The organism is Paenibacillus sp. CR_12, from assembly GCF_041953985.1.
Classification (GTDB): Bacteria; Bacillota; Bacilli; order Paenibacillales; family Paenibacillaceae; genus Paenibacillus_AQ; species Paenibacillus_AQ lautus_A.
This window is the reverse complement of sequence record NZ_JAVFHO010000006.1, coordinates 450,699-469,643: the sequence shown is the minus strand read 5'-3', so window position 1 is coordinate 469,643 and position 18,945 is coordinate 450,699. Positions and strand designations below refer to the sequence as shown.

Annotated in this window: 21 protein-coding genes; 15 read left to right on the top strand and 6 right to left on the bottom strand. The window is 53.1% G+C overall.

Going from position 1 to position 18,945, the window contains the following annotated elements; translation table 11 throughout:
- Positions 1-4 precede the first annotated feature (4 nt).
- Entirely contained in the window at positions 5-295 is a 291-nt protein-coding gene (locus RB297_RS23730) for a hypothetical protein (protein WP_375121605.1), read from the bottom strand.
- Positions 296-375: 80 nt separating this feature from the next.
- Positions 376-834 (bottom strand): hypothetical protein, encoded by a 459-nt coding sequence (locus tag RB297_RS23725; protein WP_192570236.1) that lies wholly within the window; start codon positions 832-834, stop codon positions 376-378.
- A gap of 368 nt (positions 835-1,202) precedes the next feature.
- On the opposite strand from RB297_RS23725, the gene RB297_RS23720 reads away from it, so the two are divergent.
- The 5 genes from RB297_RS23720 (at position 1,203) to greA (ending at position 7,118) form a co-directional block, all read left to right on the top strand.
- A complete protein-coding gene (locus RB297_RS23720; protein ID WP_015738000.1) occupies positions 1,203-2,636 on the top strand; it encodes a PTS mannitol transporter subunit IIBC in 1,434 nt (477 codons plus the stop codon).
- Between the two features lie 72 nt (positions 2,637-2,708).
- Positions 2,709-4,778, top strand: a complete 2,070-nt coding sequence (locus RB297_RS23715; RefSeq protein ID WP_375121604.1) for a BglG family transcription antiterminator — start codon at positions 2,709-2,711, stop codon at positions 4,776-4,778.
- Between the two features lie 16 nt (positions 4,779-4,794).
- Positions 4,795-5,235, top strand: a complete 441-nt coding sequence (locus tag RB297_RS23710) for a PTS mannitol transporter subunit IIA (protein WP_009591149.1) — start codon at positions 4,795-4,797, stop codon at positions 5,233-5,235.
- Positions 5,232-6,401, top strand: coding sequence for a mannitol-1-phosphate 5-dehydrogenase (locus tag RB297_RS23705; protein ID WP_375121603.1), 1,170 nt, complete (start codon positions 5,232-5,234; stop codon positions 6,399-6,401). Before RB297_RS23710 ends, RB297_RS23705 begins: the two co-directional genes overlap by 4 nt.
- 240 nt (positions 6,402-6,641) lie before the next feature.
- Positions 6,642-7,118 (top strand): transcription elongation factor GreA, encoded by a 477-nt coding sequence (greA, locus tag RB297_RS23700; protein WP_015737997.1) that lies wholly within the window; start codon positions 6,642-6,644, stop codon positions 7,116-7,118.
- A gap of 121 nt (positions 7,119-7,239) precedes the next feature.
- Here greA and RB297_RS23695 read toward each other — a convergent pair whose 3' ends face one another.
- Both RB297_RS23695 and RB297_RS23690 read right to left on the bottom strand, forming a co-directional pair.
- Positions 7,240-8,445 carry an MFS transporter gene (locus RB297_RS23695; RefSeq protein WP_375121602.1) on the bottom strand — a complete coding sequence of 402 codons (1,206 nt, stop codon included), beginning with the start codon at positions 8,443-8,445 and terminating at the stop codon, positions 7,240-7,242.
- A 657-nt stretch (positions 8,446-9,102) separates the two neighbouring features.
- A complete protein-coding gene (locus tag RB297_RS23690; protein ID WP_096775663.1) occupies positions 9,103-9,414 on the bottom strand; it encodes a hypothetical protein in 312 nt (103 codons plus the stop codon).
- Positions 9,415-9,576: 162 nt separating this feature from the next.
- On the opposite strand from RB297_RS23690, the gene RB297_RS23685 reads away from it, so the two are divergent.
- The 6 genes from RB297_RS23685 to RB297_RS23660 all read left to right on the top strand — a co-directional run bounded on the left by RB297_RS23685 (position 9,577) and on the right by RB297_RS23660 (position 12,927).
- A complete protein-coding gene (locus tag RB297_RS23685) occupies positions 9,577-9,933 on the top strand; it encodes a nucleotide excision repair endonuclease (RefSeq protein WP_277747352.1) in 357 nt (118 codons plus the stop codon).
- 61 nt (positions 9,934-9,994) lie between these two features.
- Positions 9,995-10,153 carry a hypothetical protein gene (locus RB297_RS23680; RefSeq protein WP_176502497.1) on the top strand — a complete coding sequence of 53 codons (159 nt, stop codon included), beginning with the start codon at positions 9,995-9,997 and terminating at the stop codon, positions 10,151-10,153.
- 51 nt (positions 10,154-10,204) lie between these two features.
- Entirely contained in the window at positions 10,205-10,534 is a 330-nt protein-coding gene (locus tag RB297_RS23675) for an ArsR/SmtB family transcription factor (protein WP_015737993.1), read from the top strand.
- Positions 10,535-10,563: 29 nt separating this feature from the next.
- Positions 10,564-11,073, top strand: coding sequence for an SRPBCC domain-containing protein (locus RB297_RS23670; RefSeq protein WP_096775664.1), 510 nt, complete (start codon positions 10,564-10,566; stop codon positions 11,071-11,073).
- A 259-nt stretch (positions 11,074-11,332) separates the two neighbouring features.
- Positions 11,333-12,394, top strand: a complete 1,062-nt coding sequence (locus tag RB297_RS23665; protein WP_015737991.1) for an LLM class flavin-dependent oxidoreductase — start codon at positions 11,333-11,335, stop codon at positions 12,392-12,394.
- 101 nt (positions 12,395-12,495) lie between these two features.
- Positions 12,496-12,927, top strand: coding sequence for a hypothetical protein (locus RB297_RS23660; RefSeq protein WP_249732906.1), 432 nt, complete (start codon positions 12,496-12,498; stop codon positions 12,925-12,927).
- A 63-nt stretch (positions 12,928-12,990) separates the two neighbouring features.
- Here the strand turns inward: RB297_RS23660 and RB297_RS23655 are convergent, their stop codons facing one another.
- Together RB297_RS23655 and RB297_RS23650 are read right to left on the bottom strand one after the other, a co-directional pair.
- Complete coding sequence (locus tag RB297_RS23655) at positions 12,991-13,695, bottom strand: zf-HC2 domain-containing protein (protein ID WP_375121601.1); 705 nt, start codon at positions 13,693-13,695, stop codon at positions 12,991-12,993.
- Positions 13,692-14,180, bottom strand: coding sequence for an RNA polymerase sigma factor (locus RB297_RS23650; RefSeq protein ID WP_096775667.1), 489 nt, complete (start codon positions 14,178-14,180; stop codon positions 13,692-13,694). Before RB297_RS23650 ends, RB297_RS23655 begins: the two co-directional genes overlap by 4 nt.
- 187 nt (positions 14,181-14,367) lie before the next feature.
- On the opposite strand from RB297_RS23650, the gene RB297_RS23645 reads away from it, so the two are divergent.
- From RB297_RS23645 to RB297_RS23630, 4 genes are all read left to right on the top strand, one after another.
- Complete coding sequence (locus tag RB297_RS23645; protein WP_375121600.1) at positions 14,368-15,555, top strand: amino acid deaminase/aldolase; 1,188 nt, start codon at positions 14,368-14,370, stop codon at positions 15,553-15,555.
- Complete coding sequence (locus RB297_RS23640; protein WP_192570245.1) at positions 15,552-16,886, top strand: D-arabinono-1,4-lactone oxidase; 1,335 nt, start codon at positions 15,552-15,554, stop codon at positions 16,884-16,886. Before RB297_RS23645 ends, RB297_RS23640 begins: the two co-directional genes overlap by 4 nt.
- A 304-nt stretch (positions 16,887-17,190) precedes the next feature.
- Complete coding sequence (locus RB297_RS23635; protein ID WP_192570246.1) at positions 17,191-17,619, top strand: MarR family winged helix-turn-helix transcriptional regulator; 429 nt, start codon at positions 17,191-17,193, stop codon at positions 17,617-17,619.
- The gene (locus RB297_RS23630; protein WP_375121599.1) at positions 17,612-18,844 is read left to right on the top strand and encodes an MFS transporter; all 1,233 of its coding nucleotides are present in this window, start codon (positions 17,612-17,614) and stop codon (positions 18,842-18,844) included. The genes RB297_RS23635 and RB297_RS23630 overlap by 8 nt, the downstream gene beginning before the upstream one ends.
- Positions 18,845-18,945: the final 101 nt, after the last annotated feature.

The window sequence follows — 18,945 nt, the reverse complement described above, 5'->3', positions numbered from 1 at the left end:
GGGCTTAATTTATCGTGATCGCTCGGTGAGGCTTGCTGTAATGGCTTGTTCCGCCCCCGCCGACCAGAACTTTTCCTCCTCTTCTAAACACCAGCAGCTTGGTCAGTCCGCCTGCCAGCATCACCTCGACTTTGGCATGTTTCGAAGTAGCGATATAAACGACATAACCGCTTTTCGAAAGCACGGTTCTCCAGTTGCCGTTAAACTCTGATCTCAAGACGCGGCTCGAGTATACCTGATTTTCAATTCGACCCGATGACGGTGTTCTCAAGGCGTACACCTCCCCTTCATTCATGAAAAACGTGGGAAATGACCGTGCTGTCGCTGCATCATCTCCTATCTATTCTATGCAGCTGCAGATGATAGGTTTGGATGCTAGCCTCTTAATTTCCCCTTCACCAGCGTATGAAGCAACGTGGCAGCAATGCCGCAGATGCTGCCGACGACCGTACCGGTCACGATGCTGCTGATGAAGGCGAAGGTTCTGGTCAAAAAGCTGTTGGCTGCTGCAGGGAGGTCGGCCAGATTGCCCCCTAGAGCCGGCGGCGTTTCGAAGGCCATATTCCATAACAGCTGATGCGTAATGCCAAGAAAGAGCCCATAGACGGCTCCGATGGCCATTAAGGGCAGAAAAGGATATTGAACGTGATGCCGCTTGCCGAGTACATAGAGTATCCAGACGATCGGGGGAATGAAGACAAGCAGCCGATTGATGATCCCGTGGGGATCGACCCATTGCAAATCGTGGGCAATGACGCGGGGAACGCCGAGCAATGCCAGCAGTATGATTGAGAGCATCGGCAAGCCGTTGTTATTTCTTCTTTGTATGTTCATCTCGCAATTTACCTCCGTAACCTTGAATTTAGATTCCCGATGTTAGCCGAGATGGTTTTAGTTTACCGAAGGCATGTTGTGAACTTATGACGAGGGTGTACGCAATCCGTGAATTTGAGCCGCTTCGGCTTGCAGCTTGGAATATACAGGATCAAGGGGCGGGCTTGTTCTACGAATGAAACCGCGTCAGGACTGCATTTTCATAATGATGACATGATCCATTTAAAATTTGTCAACAATATTCTTGACGAAACCCGCTTTTCCTTTCGTTGAGCCTTTTGCCGGGCTGACTTAACATAGAGGTGTCAGATGAAAGCAACACTACAACATTCAGCTTTATTTTCAAATATGACTAGGAGGTCAGTACGATGTCCAACGAGACAAATACAAACGCTTCCAAAGGCATTCGCGTAAGGGTTCAGCAGCTCGGCCGGCTCCTTAGCGGCATGGTGATGCCGAATATCGGTGCGTTTATTGCTTGGGGCCTGATTACGGCTCTGTTCATCCCGACCGGCTGGTTCCCGAACGAGAAGTTGGGAGCTCTGGTTGACCCGATGATCAAGTATCTGCTTCCGCTCTTGATCGGTTATACGGGCGGACAGATGATCCACGGCAAACGCGGTGCGGTTATCGGTGCGGTTGCCACGGTCGGCGTTATCGTCGGAGCAAGTATTCCGATGTTCCTTGGCGCCATGATTGTCGGCCCTCTGGCTGCTTGGGTATTAAAGCAGTTCGACAAGCTGATCGACGGTAAAATCAAATCCGGCTTCGAGATGCTGGTGAACAACTTCTCGCTGGGTATTATCGGCGGTGCGCTGACGCTGCTGGCCTACACCGGAATTGGTCCCCTTGTGCAGGGCATTACCAAAGTTCTTTCAGCCGGCGTTGACGTACTGGTCGATGCCAACCTTCTGCCGCTGGTCAACATTATCATTGAACCGGCGAAGGTATTATTCCTCAACAATGCGATTAACCACGGGATTTTCAGTCCTCTCGCTACAGAGGAATCGGCTCGGATCGGTCAATCCGTCCTGTATATGCTGGAATCCAATCCGGGACCCGGGCTGGGCATTCTTCTCGCCTTTTGGTTCTTTGGACGCGGTTCTGCCAGATCCTCTGCTCCGGGGGCGGTTGTGATTCACTTCCTGGGCGGTATCCATGAGATCTACTTCCCGTATATTTTGATGAAGCCGGTCCTCATCCTGGCCGCTATTGCGGGCGGCGTGGCCGGAACCTTCACCTTCCAGATTCTTGGAGCGGGACTCGTGGGACCTGCGTCGCCAGGCAGTATCCTTGCTTATTTCGCCATGGCGCCTAAGGGCGGCCTGGTTCCGGTGCTGGCCGGTGTCCTTGCTGCAACGGTCGTTTCCTTCGTGATTGCGGCACTGCTGCTCAAAACGGGTAAACAAACAGAGGAAGAGCCGAATTTGGAAGAAGCATCCGCCAAGATGAAAGAAATGAAAACCGGCGGCATGAACGACCAAGTTGCCCCAGCTTCTGCGGCTGTGGCCAATCTGGACAAAGACAACGTGAACAAAATCGTGTTCGCTTGCGATGCCGGCATGGGCTCCAGCGCGATGGGCGCCTCGGTATTGCGTAAGAAACTTCAGCAGGCAGGCGTCAACATTACCGTTGTGAATTCGGCGGTAAGCGAAATACCGGATGATGCGGATATCGTCATTACCCAGAAGACTCTCACCGAGCGGGCCATCGCCAAGAATCCGAATGCCGAGCATATCTCGATCGACAACTTCCTGAAGAGTCCGAGATATGACGAGCTGGTGGAACGACTCAAAGACTAACATAAGCTTGAACCATATGACACGCTGGCGTAATCACGCCGGCGTTGTCTCCATTTCATGAAGAAGGGAGCCATGGATCTGGGACACATTACTGCCCGCCAGCGACAAATCCTTCTGCTCCTCATGAGCAGGACCGATGGCATGACGGCTGCAGAAATAGCCGCTGACGTTGGGGTCAGCGTCAGGACGGTTCACCGGGAAATGGAGGAGATCGAGAAAGACCTGCAAGGTACGGGCGTTGTGCTTCTCAAAAAGTCGGGAACGGGCATCCGGCTGGAAGAAGAGAAGCCCGAAGGGATGTCCCTGCTGCGACGATCCCTGCTTGCGGGGAAGCCGGCCGATTATTCCGTGGAAGAACGCAAAATCCTCATGCTGTGCGCTTTGCTTGAGGCGGATGAGCCCGTCAAATTGTTTGCTTTGGCCCATAGTTTGAAGGTAACCGTCCCGACGGTGAGCAATGATCTGGATGAGCTGGAACCGTGGATGAAGCGGTTTAACCTGAAGCTCATACGGCGCCGGGGCTACGGCATCGAGATCGACGGCGCGGAAGGGGTAAGGCGAAGGGCGATTGGCAGGCTCGCCGAGGAATATCTGGATTATTCCGATCTTGTCGGTGACGGATACAGCGACACGCGGGAGCCGGTGACGGCCCGGCTGCTGTCCATGATTGATAAACCGGCTCTGCTGGATGTAGAGAAAACCTTGTGGGATATGAATTGGGATTGGACGGAGGATCTTAGCGAAAGTGCCTACACTTCCACGCTGATCGCGTTATCGGTTTCCGTAAACAGGATCAAGCGGGGACGGGACATGGAAGCTGCCGATATTGCGAGCTACCCTCCTTCCTCTGTTTCCGTCGAGGAGGCGCGGGATTTTGTTGGTCGCCTCGGCGAGAAACTGGAAATGAATTTCCGCGAATCAGAATTGATCTATATCGCCCAATTGTTTGAGGCGGCAAAGAACATGTCCGAGGTCAGCGAGCTGGTTCATGCGGACGTGGAAATGGTGGAGATCGCCCATCGCCTGATTGAACGGGTTCAGGGGCGCACCGGCATTCCGTTCCAGGAGGACCGCACGCTGCGGGCAGGTCTGGTGGAGCACATCGGGGCTGCACTGAATCGGATTCGGGAAGGGACCCGGATCCGAAATCCGCTGCTCAGTCCGATTCGGAAGGATTATGAGGAATTGTTCGGGATCGTCCGGCGCTCGGTCGACGAGCTGAAGCTGGATTTAAGCATCCCGGATGAAGAAATCGGGTTTCTGGTTATGCATTTTGGAGCATCGAGCGAACGGCTGAACCAGCCGGAACACCATCTGAAGGCCATCCTGGTATGCTCCAGCGGTCTCAGCTCCTCCAGGCTTCTCGGGACAAGGCTGAATAAGGAGATGCCGCAGATCGAGGTGCTCGGCAACGTATCGTGGTATGAAGCGGCTCGGATCCCGAAGGAGCAATACGATCTCATCATATCGACCATTGATCTGCCGCTGCCGAAGGATCGATATGTAAGACTAAGCCCGCTGCTGACGGCGGATGATAAAGAGGCGCTGCTTCGATTCATCCAGAGCACATCCTTCGAGCCGGCCAGCAGCAGGGCTGCCGTCAGCCGAATCGAGGAAGATCGTAAAGCTGCATCTTTCGAGCGGCTCCGCATGCAGGCCGCCCTGATGAACGAAATCGTATCGCTTCTGGACGGCTTCCATGTCTACCATCTGGATAATCTTCAGAATGATTTGCAGGGAACTTTGAACGATGCCTTGGCCAAGGTATATGAGCAAGGGGCTCTCCGTGATGCGGAGATGGTGAAGGAGCGCCTGCTTGAACGCGAAAGGATGGGTACCCAGCTTATTCCCGACACGACGCTGGCTTTATTCCATACGCGAAGCCGCTATATCACCTGGCCTTCGCTGTCCCTGTTCAGGCTGGCGCATCGAGCGCCGCTTGAGGATGGGGCCCAGGCGGGCGTCATTCTGCTGATGCTGGCACCGAAGCAGCTTCCGAAGGAAAGCCTGGAGGTGCTCAGCGAAATCAGCGCCATGCTGCTTCGCTCCGAGCTGATCGAGCTGATGGAGCGGGGCGGCGAGGAAGAGATTCGATCCTATTTGGCGGAAGAGCTTCAGCATTTTTTCAATCACAGACCATAGAAAGAGGGAGACTAACATGAATAACATACTGTCCAAAGATAAAGTCGTACTGAACGCAAAGGCTGACAGCAAGAGTGAAGCCATTCGCATGGCGGGGAACCTTCTGGTACAGGCAGGCCATGTATCGGCCGATTACGTGGATAAAATGCTGGAACGCGAAGAAATTGCGTCCACTTATATGGGCGGAGGACTTGCAATTCCCCATGGCACCAAAGAAGCGAAAGGCATGGTCATCTCCACGGGATTGTCGATCGTCCGCTTTCCGGAAGGCGTGGATTTCGGCGGAGACGAGCCGGCGTTCATCGTCATTGGCATCGCGGCTGCCGGCGGCGACCATATGGAGATTCTGACGAATGTGGCCATGATTTTCACGGATGACGAGAGCATCGAGAAGGTCATGAACGCTTCCAGCGAAGAGGAGATTCTGGCCATCTTCGAGGGAGGAATGGGCGCATGAAGGCAGTCCATTTCGGCGCGGGCAACATCGGACGCGGTTTTATAGGGCTCTTGTTGTCACAGGCCGGTTATGAGGTTTGTTTTGTCGACGTAAACGAAGAGCTGGTTTCAGAGCTGAAGGCGCGCGGGGAATATCCCGTAACCCTGGCCAGCGAAGGGCAGGAGACCACGGTGGTCAAAGGCATCACCGCTCTCAATAGCGCCTCGGAACCGGAAGCTGCCGCGCGCGCGGTAGCGGAAGCGGATCTCGTCACGACGGCGGTCGGCGTCAACATCTTGAAATTTATCGCCGGCACCATTGCCGAGGGGCTGAAGCTTCGGCTGCAAACGAACTCGGCATCGCCGCTTCATATTATTGCATGCGAGAACGCCATCGGCGGCAGCTCGCAGCTGAAAGAGCATGTCTATGGGAAGCTTGATGACGAGACGAAGCGTAAGGCTGATCGGCTCGTGGCTTTCCCGGATGCAGCCGTAGACCGGATCGTGCCGCTGCAGCAGCATGAGGACCGTCTGAAGGTCGTGGTGGAGCCGTTCTATGAGTGGGCTGTCGATCGCTCGCAGATGTTTGAGGATTATATCCCCGTTGAAGGCATTCACTACGTGGACCGCCTGGAGCCGTACATTGAACGCAAGCTGTTCACGGTGAATACCGGACACTGCTCGGCTGCGTATGTAGGCTTTCTGAAAGGCTATGAAACGATCCAGGACGCCATGAAGGACGAGGCGGTGGCAGGCCATGTCCGCGCGGTGCTCGAGGAAACGGGAGCTGCGCTCATACACAAGCACGGCTTCGGTCCTTCCGAGCACCAAGCATATATTGACACCATCCTGGAGCGGTTCCGCAATCCCGCGCTGACCGACGAGGTGTCGCGCGTTGGCCGCTCCCCGATCCGGAAGCTGTCCCCGGGCGACCGCCTGGTCTCGCCGGCCATGCTGGCTTTCGAGAGCGGACTGGCGTATAAGAGCCTGGCGAAGTCCATGGCGGCAGCCCTGCTGTTCGATGTTCCGGAAGATCCGGAAAGCGTGGAGCTCCAAGCCTCCGTTCGGGATATCGGCGTAAGCGACACGGCTTCCCAATATACCGGCATTGCCGGAGAGCATCCCATCATGGGTGAGGTAATGGAGCAGTATGAGGCCTTGAAGGCCGAGCTCGAAGCGAATGCATAATCATTGGAAATATAATGATGAGCCCCTGATCCTCTTCGCGGAGATATCAGGGGCTTTATGCATAGCGGGGAGTTTCTCATGCTTCTGGATGTTGTGCGCTTTGTTGGCGCTTATCGTTGGAAACCATCATAAGGAACTAAATTCCAAATATTCCATCCATAATATTTCAGAAAATTTTCGCTAATTTTCGAAATAAAGAGTACACTAGAAGTAAGAATCTACAAATTGGATGTGATGAGCATGGCAGAAGAATTGATCTTGACCCAGGAGGGCTATGACAAACTCCAGGAGGAACTTGACGATCTCAAGTATGTAAAACGCAAAGAATTAGCGGAACGGATCAAGCTCGCGATCAGCTATGGTGACTTGAAGGAGAACAGCGAGTACCACTCAGCCAAGAACGACCAGGCATTTATGGAAACGCGCATCATCATCCTGGAAAAAACGCTTAACAGCGCCCGGATCGTCGACGCTAAGGATGTAAGCTCGACCACGGTCAACGTCGGTTCGAACGTCGTTCTGAACGACATCGAATTTGGCGAGAAGCTTGAATATCAGGTGGTAGGCCCCGCAGAAGCCGACGTATCCAATAACAAAGTTTCCTATGAAAGCCCGCTCGGCAAAGCGCTGATGGGCAAAGCGGTAGGCGACCAGGTCCATGTGGAAGCGCCCATGGGCATCGTGAAATACGAATTGTTGGAGATCAAGGCGCTGTAATCGCCGATGGATCAACGAATATATAGATGCAAAAGGCGTAACCGGGTGCTACATGTCCGGTTACGCCTTTCTTATGCTCGTCCCGGTTAAGGGATCGGCTTTTCATGCCTGTTGGAGCCCTTTAAGCATTAGCCGTCACGGCCTTGCGCTCATACATATAGCAGGCTGCTCCCAGAATGAAGGCGAGCGCTACCAATCCGGCGCCCACCCAAGGCAGGGCCGTTAAGCTTAGATGCGTAATGACCAATCCCCCGATAAAAGCGCCCGCCGCATTTCCGAGGTTGCCCGCGGAATGGGTTGCTGTGGAGGCCAGTGCAGGAGCGGATTGGGCCAGACTCATCACGCGCACCTGCATTCCCGGCATAACGGCGAAAGAGGCGGCCCCCCACAGCACGATGGTCAGCACAGCCGTGACCGGGTGATGGATGGTCACCGTGAGGATGGTCAGAATGACGGCCGTCGCAAAGTAAACGCCCAGGATGGAGGGCAGCAGTTTCCAGTCCGCCAGCCTGCCGCCTACGATGTTGCCTACGGTCACGCCGATACCGAACAGGATCAGAATCCAGGTGACGCTGGGTTCCGCAAAGCCCGTGATCTCAATCAGCAGGGGCGCGATATAAGTGAAGACGGCGAACAGGCCGGCATTGCCAAGCGCGCCGATCAGCAGGAAGAGAAGAAGCTGGGGTCTAATGATGGCCGTGATCTGCTGAACGATGCTTGTCGCTTGCTCCTGCCGTATCTTCGGTATGAAGATCAGGATGCCGATCAATGCCAACACGCCCATGACGGCAATCGCGCCGAATGAAGCGCGCCAGCCCATCGTTTGGCCGATGAAGGTACCGATCGGAACCCCGATGATATTGGCTATCGTTAATCCCGCCATCATGATGGACACCGCTCCGGCACGCTTGTCCGGCCGCACCAGATTGGATGCGATGACAGCGCCCACGCCGAAGAAGGTCCCGTGGGTCAGCGCGGTCAGCATCCGGGCGCTCATCAGAACGGCATAGTTCGGAGCGAAGACCGAGATGCCGTTGCCCAGGATGAACAGGCCCATGAGCAGCAGTAACAGCTTTTTCTGCGGAATTTGGTTAGTAAGGACGGTCAGAATAGGGGCTCCTACGGCTACCCCGAGGGCATACATCGTAATCAGCTGCCCGGCAGACGCGATGCTGACATTCAGATCATCGGCTACATTGGGGAGGATCCCCATAATGACAAACTCCGTCATGCCAATGGCAAATGCACCCACGGTGAGAGAGAGTATAGAGATGGGAAAGGGTTCTTTGCCGCTTTTTTCCCCAGTGGCATGTTGCGAAATATCCATGGTGTTCAAGTCAACCTTTCTGCTCTGTATGTTAAAGATATAATCCCAATCTCCATTATCGGTTTTATAGAGGGACTGTTACATATTATTTAACGTAGCGGGAGGATAATCAAGAACTTTATTTTTCGTAAAACAGGGGCATCCTGTTAAGGTAGACTCTTCCCTGAACAGGAGCTTGTCCGTCATGTAAGAGCTTAAGAGCGCCATTGCAGGCGCTCTTCCCATAAGCAGGCGCTATAGAGGTGCCTGTGGGAGCGGATTGACCCATTCCTTTTGATATAAGAACATCAGAAACAGGTGAACGACTCGATACTTCTTAAGTCGAGCCCTGAATATACCCACATCCATCCCGTCCAGCGGAAGCCAGCCACCGAGGTGCGGCCCACAAAAGTCGGGTAAAACCAGAAGCCGGGTCCACGTGTGGGCCAAATATAGGTATTTCTGAACAAACAGCCCCTGATCGCTCCAGGATCAACTGCGAAGGTACTGGCCATAGGCTGTTGGGGGACAGATGTTGGAGGCGGGGATGAGGGCCCTTGCATCGGTCCCTGGGGTCCTTGCGGCGGCATAAATGCCATGAGGATTCACTCCTTAATCGGGTTTTTAGGTTTGGAAGTGCGCGGGAGACTTGCCGAACTACAATGTAAAGCTCTTCTTCTAGATGTAAAGCAAGGTGATGACAAGCAATTCGAAGAGGACAAGTGGCAGGATTACATTGTTATAGTAACTGGGACCGAAGCCGCGCTGGTTTCCGTATCCGGGCATGCTCAAATACAGAATCCCTTTCTCGCAATGCATAATAGTGCCTTCAAAGACATCGCCGTCAAGCGTTTCGACGCGAACCAGCTGATTCGCATGCTGCTTGCATAGATGGTGGATATGATCGCGAACCGATTTGATGTTGTGCTTCATGCTGGGTTCAGCTTGATATAAGGTTTGCTCCTGGTGTCCGGGATATTGAATGCTCATATGGAAAAGACCCCCATCGTGAATTAGTCATACATAATCCCATCCTATGCAAATGCCCAGAGAAGGGTGTTAAGGGTCTGTTGAATTTCCCGCATGGGCAAATGAGCCGATCAGTGATACGATTTAGGTCAATACATTGAATAGAGGAAGTGAACGTTAGCCATGATCGATATAACCATCCCCAAGCCGGACGTCACCATAACCAAGCAGGATGCTCCGGAACTGAGCCATATTTACGGATTTACGGATTTCCACCTGATTCCGAGAGACCGGGGCGGGATTTTCATGTTCTACAACAGCGAGGGAGAGCTTCTGTTCGTTGGCAAAGCTAGAAAGCTGAGACCGCGGATCAAGAAGCATTTTGAAGATAGCGTCTCCCCGATCAAGGAGCATCGGAATGAAGTGACGAGCATCGAGGTTTGCGTCATTGAAGACGCGGTGCATAGAGAGATATATGAAACCTATATCATTAATGAATTCAAGGCCAAATACAATGTGGACAAGGTGTTCTTTCGATAAGGAATACGAACGGTAAAGCGAAGAGGGGCAATAAGCGAGGTCAGGTAAGGAGCCGCGTTTGTTGCTTTTTTTGCGCTGTAATAAAAATAAATTGAAAAAACATCTAAATATTCCTTTACAGGAATATTCCCTTTGTGGTATATTGAAAACAAGAAAAACGGCAGCAAAAAAAGAAGCCGAAAAAAGAGGTGATGATGGTGACGGGAACAGAGAGAGTTGACAATCGCCGTAAACGCCATAACAGCGGGTCTGTACCGGTCATCACGACAAGATGGAACTGACAACATTTAACGCACTAGCCGAACCAAGCCGTTTTCGTATCGTGAATCTCCTGCAGAAGGGGCCGCTTACGGTAGGGGAAATCGCCGAACGTCTCGACATTCGGCAGCCTCAAGCCTCGAAGCATTTGAAGGTACTGCTGGATGCCGGACTGGTCGAGGTAAGGGCGGATGCGAACCGACGGAATTACATGCTGCGGTCGGAGCCGTTTCAGGAATTGGACCGTTGGCTCGATAATTACCGCCGCATATGGAACGAACGGTATGACAACTTGGATGATTACTTGGAGAAGCTGCAATCGGATATGAAGAAACAGGAGTAAACACCATCTAATTCGAGGAGGAATATATAATGACAAGCAAAATGATTACACGGGTAGAAGGTCAAGTGATCGTACTGGAGCGCGTATTTAATGCACCAAGAGAGCTGGTATTCAAGGTGCTCACCGATGGAGAGCATCTGAAGCAGTGGTGGGGGCCTCGCGGATGGGACATTACGGTATCCGACATGGATTTCCGTCCTGGCGGCCAATGGCATTACTGCATGAAGTGCATGGATCAGAATCAAGGGGATTTCTACGGCATGGAATCCTGGGGCAAATCGGTCTACCAGGAAATTGAGGAGCCGGAGAAAATCGTCTACATCGACTATTTCTCGGATGCGGAAGGCAATATTGCGGAGGGCATGCCCGCAACCACGGTGACGATGACGTTTGAGGAAGTGGATGGAAAGACCAAGCTGGTCAATCGAGGTGTATATGAATCCGCTGAAGCGCTCCAATCGGTATTGGATATGGGAATGGAAGAAGGCATTACCCAAACCTGGGATCGCTTGGAGGAATACCTGGCATCGAAACAATAAGCCCATTTCAAATGCATCGTTAAAAGGTAAAATGCATGGCCGGAATCCGTATGGATCCCGGCCATTTTTGGATTTCATATGCATCGGATCCACCGATTTCACGTTATCAGTTAACTTGTAACTTGAAAAATCCGAACCAAAAGTTCAATATAAAGATAATTGCAAGATGATTAACGATATGGACTGCCCTAGGCGGGAAGCATCGATAACCTTTGCCTGCGGTTCTGACCGCGGCAAAGGATAATAGGAGGAAAACATAATGGAAATTGGGGTTAGCTCGTTCGTGGAGACGTGGCCGGATGTGAAGACCGGCGAAGTGATGAGCCATGCGCAGCGGCTGCGCGAGGTGGTTGAGGAAATAGTCCTGGCCGATCAGGTGGGATTGGATGTGTATGGCGTAGGGGAGCATCACCGCAAGGATTATGCGGCGTCTTCGCCTGCGGTCGTTCTTGCCGCGGCTGCGTCGCAGACGAAGTGGATCCGGCTGACCAGCGCGGTGACGGTGCTGTCTTCCGCTGACCCGGTACGGGTCTTTCAGGATTTTGCTACCTTGGACGCGATTTCGAACGGACGCGCGGAGATTATGGCCGGCAGGGGTTCGTTCATCGAATCGTTCCCGTTATTCGGCTATGATCTGAGTCATTATGACGAGCTGTTCGAGGAGAAGCTGGAGCTGCTGCTCAAAATCCGCGAGTCGGAAAAAGTCACCTGGCAGGGCGAGCATCGTCCGGCGATCCATAACTTGGGCGTCTATCCTCGTCCGGTTCAGAACCCGCTGCCGGTGTGGATCGGAAGCGGAGGCAATTCGGAATCGGTCGTGCGGGCAGGCCTGCTCGGCCTCCCGCTGGTGCTGGCGATTATCGGCGGCAGTCCCCTGCAGTTTGCGCCGCTGGTCAAGCTGTATAAAGAAGCGGCAGCTCATGCCGGGCATGATGTGTCGAAGCTGCCGATCGGCTCGCATTCCCACGGATTCATTGCGGAAGAAACCGAGCTGGCCGCGGACAAGTTCTTCCCTTCGACCCAAGCCAGCATGAACGTGCTGGGACGGGAGCGGGGCTGGGGGTACTATGACCGGGCAAGATTCGATGCGGCCCGCAGCTTCGAAGGTGCGCTGTATGTAGGGGACCCTGAGACGGTCGCCGAGAAGATCATTCACCTGCGCAAGCATGTGGGCATCACCCGCTTTATGCTGCATGTGCCTGTGGGAACGATGCCTCACGACGAAGTCATGAGAGCCATCGAACTGCTGGGAACCGAAGTCGCCCCTCGGGTCCGGAAGGAAATCGACCGCTGGGAAGCGGCTGGCGAGCCTGCGGAGTAAGCAGAATTACTTTTTGACGATATGAAATGAAGACGCATGTAACTTTTTCCGGCACGAGTTCGTCTATGACATAAACAGGCGGGGCGGTGTACATCTTGCGGGTGGCCAGATATTTTGTGTTGTGGTTCGTCTTTATGTTTCTGTTTACCGGTGCTGTCGTAGGCTTGGAGTATATCGAAGGATACAAGATCACGACGACGGAATATTTCGGCCTTCGTAATGCGGGTTTTGTTCTGATGATCATACCGATTCTCATATCCTCGCTTCTATACCCGGTAATCGTGCTCCCTTTATCGTGGCTCATGGGCATGATTCGATGGGGCAGAACTTCACTCATCCTGTACGCCCTGCTGTATGCCGTGATGTGGGCTGCCGCCGGGACAGTGCTGTTCTACGAAAGCTATGATGATCGATTCATACAGGAATATGAACTACATGTCAGCACCGCGGTCATTCTGTTTGGGGTAATCGGCTTGATTTATGGCGGGATCGAGCGGAAGGTTCTGCGTAATCATCCGGCCGGCTCGGTTTAAGGTTCAAGAAAAGACCATGGGAAGCCATTAGGGCATCCCATGGTCTTTTGACTAAAAATATACTTACTCGTCGCTCCTGAACTGCATCTCGACGGACTCGCTTGCCGGCGGCAGCTCCATGCCTTGTTCCCAGATCAGAACCCGGTCATCCGGCGTCCCCAAATAAAGGGCCTTGATCTGAACGCCGTCGCCAAAGCTCTTCTCGTAGGCATTTCGTTCTTCAATATCGTTCGAATAGTACATATTGGACAGTCCCATATCAGCGAATTTTTTAGATTTGATGATGGGACGCTTGGGTGTCACATAGAAGTTTCCTTCCTCATCCGTATCGTAGCTGGCTTGGTTAACATTATAGCCGTCGGTCATCTTCACGTGATAAGCAATGCGCCCATCCTTCAGCTGGCTGATATCGGATACCTGCATCACGCGGGTCGGCACGCTTGTAATGTTCCATTCGAACAGGCCCGCATATGCCAGGAACAAGAGACCGACTGCTAAGCAGCTGATCAATAGACCTTTGGTAAACGAGATCCATTTGGTGCGCGACCACTGGGCCGCAACTTGCCTCAATCCGGCTCCTTCATCCTTGTTTTGCTCCATCGTTTGGGTGGGCAGCGATATTGGGGAGCTCATATGGCTCAGCACCTCCCGGCAAGCCGGGCAATCCGCCAGATGCTCTTCTACCAAGGCTTTGGTGTCTGCGCTGCACACATCATCATGGTACAAAGGCAGCAAATCCTGAATAATCTCGCACGATATTCGGCTCACGATTGATTCCCCTCCTTGTACAGGCTTTGGATTTTTTGCTTGGCTCGAAAGAAGGTGACTCTTGCCCAGCTCTCGGTTTTTCCAAACAGCCGGCTGATTTCGCCAAAAGACAATTCCCCGAACACTCGCAGCGTAAACACCTCTTTATACGGCTCGTCCATCCGGTGCAGGATTTGATGGATGCGAAAAGCCTCAGCCCTTTCCACGGTTTGCCATGCGATATCCTGACCGCTGCCGTGGTCGATCTGCGGGGCCGGCTCATACCGCTTTTGTTTATCAAGATAGGAGAAGTATGTATGTTTAGCGATTTGGCATAGCCACACGCTCAGCTTGCATGTGCCTTGAAACGAATCGATATGCTTCAGCGCTTTGAAAAACGTCTCCTGCGTGAGTTCTTCCGCAACATGCTCGTCTCTGCTGAGCGACAGCAGAAACCGATACACGTCTTGAAAGTGTTGATGGTAGATCTGGTGCAAATCCGTCACCTGCTCACCTCCTTGCCTATATGACCGGGCCATGGCCGATTCGTTACAAGAATCCGCGAAAAAAGTTAACTGTAGGCTGGGCTCTTTTTTATTTGTACGGATGGTGGTATGCAGAAGGATAATCCGTTACCTTCGAGAATATCATGTGGCATAGGCGTGAGGGAAACGGGAAGGTGTTGATGTAGGGGTGTCGACATACGAGTATTATAAAGAGATTTTCTCGGAGATTCCGAAGCCGTTCGCCTTGGTGGATCTGGACATGCTGGACGACAATGCCGAGGCGATTGCACAAGCGGCTGGGGGTAAGAAAGTGCGGCTGGCCAGCAAGTCCATCCGCTCCGTGGACGTGTTGAACCGTCTCCTTCGTTCGAACCCGATCTTTCAAGGAATCATGTGTTATACGGCAGCGGAGGCCGTATTTCTGGCGGAACAGGGCTTTGACGATCTGCTGCTGGGATATCCGCAGTGGCAGCCGGAAGCCATTCGCTCCATCGTGAATCTGGTCGGCGAAGGTCGCAGCATTACCTTAATGGTGGACAGCGTGGAGCATGTCGAGCACATCGAACAGTTCGCCAAACAACAGCGGACCGTGATTCCATTATGCATCGATGTGGATATGTCGGTCCAATATCCAGGTCTGCACTTCGGTGTATGGCGATCGCCCGTCCATTCGTGGGAGGGCATGTACCCGATAGTGGAGCAGATTATCCGCTCTCCATGGCTCCACCTGGACGGCATCATGGGGTACGAGGCGCAGGTAGCAGGCGTTGGGGATAACGCAAACGGTAAGCATATGAAGAATACCATGGTCCGGTGGCTGAAAAGCCGCTCCATCGTTGAAGCGGCCAATCGGAGGAAAGAAGCCGTGGAGCGGCTTGCCGCCATGGACCTTCGGCTCCGCTTCGTGAATGCAGGGGGAACCGGAAGTTTGGACAGCTCCCGGGAGGAAGCTTGGGTAACCGAAATTACGGCCGGCTCAGGCTTCTATGCGCCGGGTCTGTTCGATCATTATGCCTCGTTCCGTTATAAGCCGGCAGCAGCCTATGCCGTAGAGGTGGTTCGCATCCCGAAGGCAGGGATCGTGACCTGCATGGGAGGAGGCTACACGGCATCGGGTACGGCAGACAAGGATAAGCTGGCGAAGCCTTACTTGCCTTCGGGATTGAAGCTGTTCCCGCTTGAAGGGGCCGGGGAAGTGCAGACGCCGCTGCGTCTGCCTGCCCATGTGGAGCTTGGCCTGGGAGACCCGGTGTTCTTCCGCCATGCGAAGGCCGGCGAGCTGTGCGAACGGTTCAAGGTGCTGTATGCGGTCTCGCAAGGCCGTATCGTAGGCGAATATGCAACCTATCGCGGAATGGGGGAGTGTTTTCTATGAAGCAGGTCCAGTGGTCGAATTGGTCGGGATCGGTACGAGCCAATCCAAGAACGGTGTTGTATCCTGCCTCCATAGCGGAAGTCGAAAAAGCGGTCCGGATGTGCCGGCAGGAGGGCAGGCGGCTGCGAGTGGTCGGTTCAGGGCACTCTTTTACCCCCATTGCGGCATCCGAGGACTGCCTGATCTCCTTGGACAGGATGCAGGGCCTGGTCCATGTCGACGCCGAAGCCCGAACCGCCACCGTGTGGGCAGGGACGAAGCTGAAGCTGTTGGGCGAGCTGTTGTTTCGGCAGGGGCTGGCACAGGAGAACCTGGGGGATATTGATGTTCAGTCCATTGCCGGCGCCATTAGTACAGGGACGCATGGTACGGGCCGGGCCTTCGGGAATATATCCACGCAGGTTGTCGGAATGACGGTGGTCACCGGTACGGGCGAGGTGCTGGAGTGCAGCGGGGAGTCGCACCCCGATTGGTTCAAGGCGCTGCAGGTATCCTTAGGTACGCTCGGCATTATCGTGCAAGTGACGTTGAGGCTTGAGCCGGCTTACAAAATCGAATATGAAAGCCGGAGAATACCGCTCGGCGAATGCTTGAAACAGCAGGCGCGATTGGCGGAGGAGAACCGTCACTTCGAGTTTTATTGGTTTCCTTACGCAGAGCCGTGCCAGATCAAGCTGATGAACAAGACGGACCAAGAGGTGAGGGAGCATCGGATCAAGGATTATATCAGCGACGTGTTGGTGGAGAACACCTTCTTTGGGCTGATCTCGGAGCTGTGCCGCAAGCTGCCCAAAGCAAGCCCGCATGTGAGCCGTCTCTCGGCGTCGCAGGTTCCGCTGGGTCGCAAAGTGAATTACAGTCACCGGTTATTCGCGACCCGGCGGCTCGTTCGTTTCAACGAAATGGAGTATAACATTCCCGCGGAGTCGATGAACGCGGTCATTGAAGAGATGCGTGAAGAAATGTCGCGAAACAAGTACCATGTGCATTTCCCCGTAGAATGCCGTTATGCCAAGGGCGATGATATTTGGTTAAGCCCCGCCTACGACCGGGATTCCGCCTATATTGCGATCCATATGTACAAAGGCATGCCGTATGAAGATTACTTCAGTGCGATGGAGCACATCTTCCTGCGGTACGGCGGCAGGCCGCATTGGGGAAAAATGCATCATCTCGAAGCTGCTCAATTGAAGGAGCTGTATCCCATGTGGGAAGCATTCCGCGCGGTTCGGCAAGAGCTGGACCCGGACGGTATCCTGCTGAGCGATTATACGGGCAGACTGCTTGATGTATCCGGGCCGATTTCCGATTCGTTCAGTGATATTGGATAGAATTCACAACAGATTTGATACCCAATTGAAATTGCCGCATAGATCGCATACCTGGTTCGAATCGCCCTTGAGATGGCAGCGCCACCTTCCATCGCCCTAGGGCGATTTTTTTGTCCACCGCTACTTGTAATAAGCGGCAGAATGTGAATAGAGCCATTCCTAAACAGGGAGAATAAGCGTCGGTATGCCGTCCGCATCAGTTCGAACTTGGATTTGGAAATCATTCCGGATGGACAAGCAGAAGGATCTTCTTTATAATCAATAAATAGTTACCCAAGGTAACTAATTTGAACGGAGGTCTCGAATGGACGCCCACAGACACTTTTTTCATAAATACTTTACGTTGTATCGCCCTTTCGTCAATGAGCTTAATCGTAAGCTCGAAGACTACAACCTGTATTATGCCCAGTGGTCCATCATGTACTATCTGGATTTTTATCAGTCGATGACTTTGGTGGAGCTGTCCAGAATGCTGTACGTGGAGAAGCCCACCGTCACCCGAACCGTCAACGCGCTGATCAAGCTGGACTATGTGGAGCAAATCCCGGTGCGGGATAAACGGGAGAAGCGCATTCAGCTATCCAAGGCCGGAGCTGACGTCTTCCTGCAAATTCGCAAGATATTTGACCAATATGAACAGGAGATTATGGAAGGCGTTTCTGAAGAGGATCAAAGGGCGGTCATCCGCGTGATGGAGACGGTCAGGGACAACATTATTAGAAAAGGTGATTAACTTGGAGCAAGCAGACTCGCGAGAACGATTGTGGAGCAAGGACTTTTTGATTGTGTTCGGCGTCAATTTCCTGCTCTTTTTATGTTTTTACTTATTAGTGGTGATCATGTCCTCATATGCAAAGAATGAGTTTCACGCATCGACGGGAATGGCTGGCCTGGCTTCCAGCATTTTTGTCGTCGGCGCATTGATTGGACGGTTGGTCGGAGGAAGCATCATCGAGCGGGTCGGCCGCAAAAAACTACTGTTTACCGGTCTGATCGCCTTCAGCGTTCTCATCGGTTTGTACTTCGTCGTAAACAGCTTGAGCGTGCTGCTCGTTGTCCGTTTCTTTCACGGTATCGCCTTCGCCCTTGCCTCAACGGCAACAGGCACGATTGCGGCCAGCCTGATTCCGAATTCGAGAAGAGGCGAGGGTACAGGGTACTATGGCGTGAGCATTATTATCGCTTCGGCAATTGGCCCTTTTATCGGTCTGATGATTAACGAGCATGCTTCGATGATGGCTAACTTTACGCTGTGCGCCGCGCTAGGGGCGCTTTCGCTGCTGTCGGCTTTCTTTATGAACATACCGAAACTGAAACTGACCACGGAGCAGAAGAAGGATCTGCAAGGGTTGAAGCTATCCAACTTTATTGAGCCGAAGGCGGTGCCGATTTCGCTGGTCAGCTTTGTCATGGGGTTCGGGTATTCCAGCATTTTAACGTACCTGATGATTTTTGCCGGGCAGATCAGTCTGGCCCAAGTGGCAAGTTATTTCTTTATTGTCTATGCGATTGTGGTCATTCTGTCGAGACCGTTCACGGGTCGCTGGTTTGACCAGAGAGGGGCCAATGTGGTGATGTACCCGGCCATTCTATCGTTTGCGATCGGGATGGTTCTGCTCAGCCAAGCCCATCAGGGCCTGACCTTGCTGCTCTCGGCCGTATTCGTCGGTCTGGGCTACGGCACGACGCAGTCCAGTGCTCAGGCCCTGGCCATTAAGCGTTCGCCGGCGCACCGGATCGGGCTTGCGACATCGACCTTTTATATTTTCGTGGACGTGGGCATCGGGTTTGGCCCCTTTATACTCGGCTTCCTGACGCCGCTTGTCGGTTTCCGGGGCATGTATATCGCGATGGCGGTCCTGCTAGCTGCGGGAATCGTCCTCTATCATATCCTGGTTGGGAAAAAAGAAAACGACGGGAACGACGGACATGCGGTCGTGCATTCATCAACGATTTAAACCCATGAAAGACTGCCTTTGGGCAGTCTTTTTTACTTGGGGACGAGCCGAGAAAGAATGATTTTAATCATTTTTTGCGAATCACAGGGGTTCATCCTATA